Source organism: Alcanivorax sp. HI0083 (assembly GCF_001635175.1).
This window is the reverse complement of sequence record NZ_LWFX01001124.1, coordinates 1-4628: the sequence shown is the minus strand read 5'-3', so window position 1 is coordinate 4628 and position 4628 is coordinate 1. Positions and strand designations below refer to the sequence as shown.

Here is a 4628-nt window from a genome sequence, read left to right as displayed (position 1 = left end):
TAGCCGTCTTCGCTGCCGCCCAGCAGGCGTTCCGGGCCGGCTTTCACGTCGGAGAGGAACAGTTCGCCGGTGGGGGAAGAGCCAATGCCCATTTTCTTGAAGGGTTTGGATTGCTCCAGGCCTTCCATGCCGCTGTCGAGAATAAAGGAGACAATTTTGCGCTGGTCCGCGGGCACCCCTTCTTCGTCCAGTTTACAGATCAGGATGATGGTGTCGGCGTAGGGGCCGTTAGTGATCCAGGTCTTGCTGCCGTTGATGATGTAGCCGCCGTTGCCGTCGCGCTTGGCCAGGGTCTTCATCTGGCCGAAGGCGTCGGAACCGGCATTGGGTTCGGAAATGGCCCAGGCGCCCACTTTTTCCAGGGTCAGCAGGGGCAGGGCCCAGCGTTCTTTCTGCTCGGTGGTGCCCTTGCTCATGATGGCGCCACCGCCCAGACCCATGGAGACGCCCATGGCGGTGACCAGGCCCTGAGCGTGTTTGCACAGTTCAATAATCGGGATCATGCGCATGGCGGCTTCTTCGCCGGCCATGGCTGAGGGGCCGTCCTTCTTCTTTTTCTCGTCGACGGCGTCGCCGGCGGCGAGGGCTTTCTCGCGGGCAATCTGCTTGTCGAATGATTGCTTGGCCATGACATCCATGCCGAAGGTTTTGATCAGCTTGCGCAGGATGTCATAGGGAGGAACGCCGTTATATTCGATATCGTCCAGCTGCGGCACGACTTCCTTTTCCACAAAGTCGCGCACCATTTTCTGGATCATTTGCTGTTGTTCGGACCACTGGATCATCGGGCTGTCCTGTTGGGTGAGAATTCAATCAACAGTAGCAAGCCCGATGGTGACGGCGCATTGATCAAAAAGAACGGAATGATTGACGCTGGGTGTCAGGGCGCCTGCTGGGCGGTGATGCAGGGTTGCGGGTCAAAACGCACGTGCATGGTCAGCGCATTGGCGCCTTCGCTGCTGGCGGCGGCCTCAATATCCTGGGGGCGTAGCCGAGGGTGAGTGCCGGCGAAAAATTTCTGTGCCGCCCTGGCATTGAGGGTGCGGTCGCGGGCTGCCTGGTAGGTGATGCCCTCTCCGCCCAGCAGGTGACGGATGTATTCGGCGCAGGCCACGTCTTCGTCGCCGGTGGGGTGGGAGGCGACCAGCACCACGGTGGGCGGGTTCTGTTTGCGCAAATAGTTGGCGGTGGCCTCCGCATTGACCAGCCCGGCCACCAGCACCTCACGGCTGTCGCGGGCACGCAGGGTGGCGGCGACGCCGTTGGTGGTGCGCAGAATCAGTTCTTTGTCCTGCAGCTCGGCCTGATCGATTTCCCAGGGGGAATTGCCAAAATCAAAACCGGGAATCGGCAAGGCGTCTACCTCGCCGGCCAGCAGTGCTTCAGGCAGGTGTTCGTCGCGCAGGGCAAAAGCCTGCTCGGCACTGGCTACCGGCCAGATGCAGCGCAGGCCTTTGCGAAAGGCATGGTGGCTGGTGGTGAAAGCGCGGATTACGTCGATCACCACGGTAATGCCATGAATGTTGTGTGGCGGGTTGTGCCCCTGGGCAATGTGTATGTCCATGGTCTTCCTTGCCGGGGGGCGGTGCGGAGCCTGACACGGTGAACGGATCAGAACAGCAGGCCGATGCCCCAGGTTGCGTTGTCGAAAATTTCGTCTTCGTCGTCCAGGTATTGCTCAACGGCAATGGTGAACGTGAGGCGGTCACCCAGGGTCAGGCGGTCTTTGGGGGTGCGCTTGCCGGTGAAGAAATCGATCACTGAACGGTAGTTGAAGTCGGAGCGGTAACGCAGCAGGTCGCCTTCACTGCCGTACCCATACTGGATCTGGATAATGCGGCCAAAGCCCACACCGGCATAGCCATTGGTGACCCGCTCGCTGTCTGCTGCGGAAAGATCGTCGTCGCCGGAATCGCGGCGAATCGGCGAGTCACCGAACTTCTTGGTGCCCACGCCGGCATTCAGCGCCACGCTGGTGTAATTGGCATCCACAAAAAAACCGGTGCCGATATTTTCCGTCGGATCGACCCGGCCAACGGACACCACGGTGCCGCGCATCAGGGTGACGCCGCTATAACGGTCTTCGGCCTGAACACTGGAGCAGCCCAGTATCAGCAAGGTCAGTGCGATTATTATTCTTGTCATGTGATTCCCTCCGTGAACAAGCCGTTATTATGCCTAAAGGTGGCTATGGGGCCTAGCCGCCTGCTGAAAAACTCCTTGCATGCTCAGTCTTGCCGGCTGGTTCCGGATAACGATTGCGCGTTTAGTCGCGACGGTGGCCCAGTGTACGAGCCAGGGTCCACACGCGCACATCGGCTGCGCCGTGGTCAAGAAGGCATTGCGCGGCCGCCCGGGCGCTGCTGCCGGTGGTCATTACGTCATCGACCAGAATAAGGCGCAATCCGCTCACTGGGCGCTGACACTCAAAGGCCTTGCGCAGGTTGCGTTGCCTTTGCCGGCGGGTAAGCCCTTGCTGGCTGGGAGTGGCCCGCTGGCGCACCAGGGCCGGCAGTACAGGGCGTTGCCAATATCGTCCCAGCAGGTGGGCAAGGTGGGCGCCCTGGTCGAAGCCGCGGCGCCACCGCCGTCGCCAGTGGACAGGCAGTGGGCACAGGGCATCGGTATCCACCCATGGCAGGGGAGTTTCTGCCAATAGCGGGCTGATGGCTCGCTCCACCGTCAGGTCGGCCCGGTGCTTGTAGCGTGTAATGAGGGCATCTACCGGGAAATTATATTGCAGGGGTGCCTGGCTGGCGGAAAAGGGCGGCGGCTGGCGAACACAGCGCCCACACAAGGGCGCCACAGGGTCTGCAAGGGTGGTGGAATCGTCGCCGTGGGGAAGCCCGCAGCGACAGATGGGCTCTGTAACCCGGGGCAGCAGAGGCAGGCAGTCAGCGCACAAGCCACCGCTGTCTGATTGGCCGCAGAGAGTGCAGGGTGAGGGGTTGATGTGATCAAAAAGTATACTGCAGTAAACTTTTGTTGCGGCTTTCAGGTTGACAGGTGCCATGGGGCTCCTTAGCCTGCTGACGTTACTTGAGGAGAATGAAGCATGCCCGCCATCGCCAGCACCGCCCAATCGCCATCCACGGATATGGCTGTACGCCATGACTGGAAACGCAGTGAGATCGACGCCCTGTTTGCCTTGCCGTTCAACGATTTGATCTTCCAGGCGGCGGCGCTGCACCGGGCCCATTTCGATCCCAATGCGGTGCAGGTGAGCACCCTGCTGTCGATCAAGACCGGCGCCTGCCCGGAAGACTGCAAATACTGCTCCCAGTCCGGTCACTACAACACCGAGCTGGAAAAAGAGAAATTGCTGGAAGTGTCCCGTGTGGTGGAAGAGGCCAAGGCTGCCCGGCAGAACGGGGCGTCCCGGTTTTGCATGGGCGCCGCCTGGCGCAGCCCCCGCGACAAGGACATGCCCTATGTGCTGGACATGATCCGTCAGGTCAAAGACCTGGGCATGGAGACCTGCATGACTCTGGGTATGCTCAATGAAGGCCAGGCGGGGGCGCTGGCCGAGGCGGGCCTGGATTACTACAACCACAATCTGGACACCTCGCCGGAATACTACGGCCAGGTGATCACCACTCGCACCTACAATGATCGCCTGTCCACCCTGGCCAATGTGCGCGACGCGGGCATGAAGGTGTGCTGCGGCGGTATCGTCGGCATGGGCGAGGAGCGCAATGATCGGGTGGGCCTGCTGCAGCAGTTGGCTAATTTGCCGCACCACCCGGAATCCGTGCCCATCAACATGCTGGTAAAGATTGAAGGCACGCCGCTGGCGGATGTGGACGATCTGGACCCCTTCGAATTTGTGCGGACCGTGGCGGTGGCCCGGATCCTGATGCCGCAATCCTATGTGCGGCTGTCTGCGGGTCGTCAGGAAATGAACGACGAAGCCCAGGCCCTGTGTTTCATGGCCGGTGCCAACTCCATTTTCTATGGCGAACGGCTGCTGACCACCGATAACCCGGAAGCCAACCACGACCAGCGCCTGTTCAAGCGTCTGGGGATTCACCCGCTGGATCCGCGTCACGAAGCGTCCGACGAAGCCCATGAAGAAGCCATCCAGGCACAGGTGTCCGAGCAGCAAGCGGAGGAAGCCGGGCTTTTCTATAACGCCTTGGACAGTAAGCGGGCCGCCAAGCACGTGCTGGACAAGGACACCGGTCGACCCACCGCCACCGAGCACTGAGGCTCGCCTGTGGGCTTTGATCTGGCCGCCGACCTGGCGGCCCGCCGGGAGCAGCACCGCTATCGCCAGCAACAAATCATGGACGGCCCCTGTGGCCGGCATGCGCTTGTGGGCGGCCAGCAGTACCTGAATTTCTGCAGTAACGATTACCTTGGCCTGGCCAACGATGCGGATGTTATCGAGGCGTTCCGGCAGGGGGCACGGGACTGGGGCGTAGGCAGCGGTGCGTCGCATCTGGTTTGCGGTCATCAGCGTCCCCATCAGGATCTGGAAGAGGCGCTGGCCGAGCACACTGGCCGTGAACGCGCGCTGCTGTTTTCCACCGGTTACATGGCCAATCTGGGCGTCATGTCCGCCTTGCTGGGCAAGCGCGATGCCGTATTCGAAGATCGCCTCAATCATGCTTCGCTACTGGACGGCG

Annotated in this window: 6 protein-coding genes; 2 read left to right on the top strand and 4 right to left on the bottom strand. The window is 61.2% G+C overall.

The annotated features are described in order from the left end of the window. From A3754_RS15680 to A3754_RS15665, 4 genes are all read right to left on the bottom strand, one after another. Positions 1–785: acyl-CoA dehydrogenase family protein (locus A3754_RS15680; RefSeq protein WP_197468681.1), on the bottom strand; the 785-nt coding region annotated here is incomplete at its 3' end. Between the two features lie 95 nt (positions 786–880). Then, complete coding sequence (locus tag A3754_RS15675) at positions 881–1564, bottom strand: 2-phosphosulfolactate phosphatase (protein ID WP_063520456.1); 684 nt, start codon at positions 1562–1564, stop codon at positions 881–883. A 47-nt stretch (positions 1565–1611) separates the two neighbouring features. Beyond that, the gene (locus A3754_RS15670; RefSeq protein ID WP_063520455.1) at positions 1612–2145 is read right to left on the bottom strand and encodes a hypothetical protein; all 534 of its coding nucleotides are present in this window, start codon (positions 2143–2145) and stop codon (positions 1612–1614) included. A 121-nt stretch (positions 2146–2266) separates the two neighbouring features. Beyond that, positions 2267–2806 (bottom strand): ComF family protein, encoded by a 540-nt coding sequence (locus tag A3754_RS15665; RefSeq protein WP_231880650.1) that lies wholly within the window; start codon positions 2804–2806, stop codon positions 2267–2269. Between the two features lie 249 nt (positions 2807–3055). On the opposite strand from A3754_RS15665, the gene bioB reads away from it, so the two are divergent. Further along, positions 3056–4207 (top strand): biotin synthase BioB, encoded by a 1152-nt coding sequence (gene bioB / locus A3754_RS15660; RefSeq protein ID WP_063520453.1) that lies wholly within the window; start codon positions 3056–3058, stop codon positions 4205–4207. A gap of 9 nt (positions 4208–4216) precedes the next feature. Further along, a partial coding sequence (locus tag A3754_RS15655) for an aminotransferase class I/II-fold pyridoxal phosphate-dependent enzyme (protein ID WP_156497022.1) occupies positions 4217–4628 on the top strand: 412 nt, incomplete at its 3' end.

Coding starts and splice junctions, on each gene's coding strand:
- A3754_RS15675 (WP_063520456.1), bottom strand. CDS start 1,564: ATGGACATACACATTGCCCAGGGGCACAACCCGCCACACAACATTCAT.
- bioB (WP_063520453.1), top strand. CDS start 3,056: ATGCCCGCCATCGCCAGCACCGCCCAATCGCCATCCACGGATATGGCT.
- A3754_RS15670 (WP_063520455.1), bottom strand. CDS start 2,145: ATGACAAGAATAATAATCGCACTGACCTTGCTGATACTGGGCTGCTCC.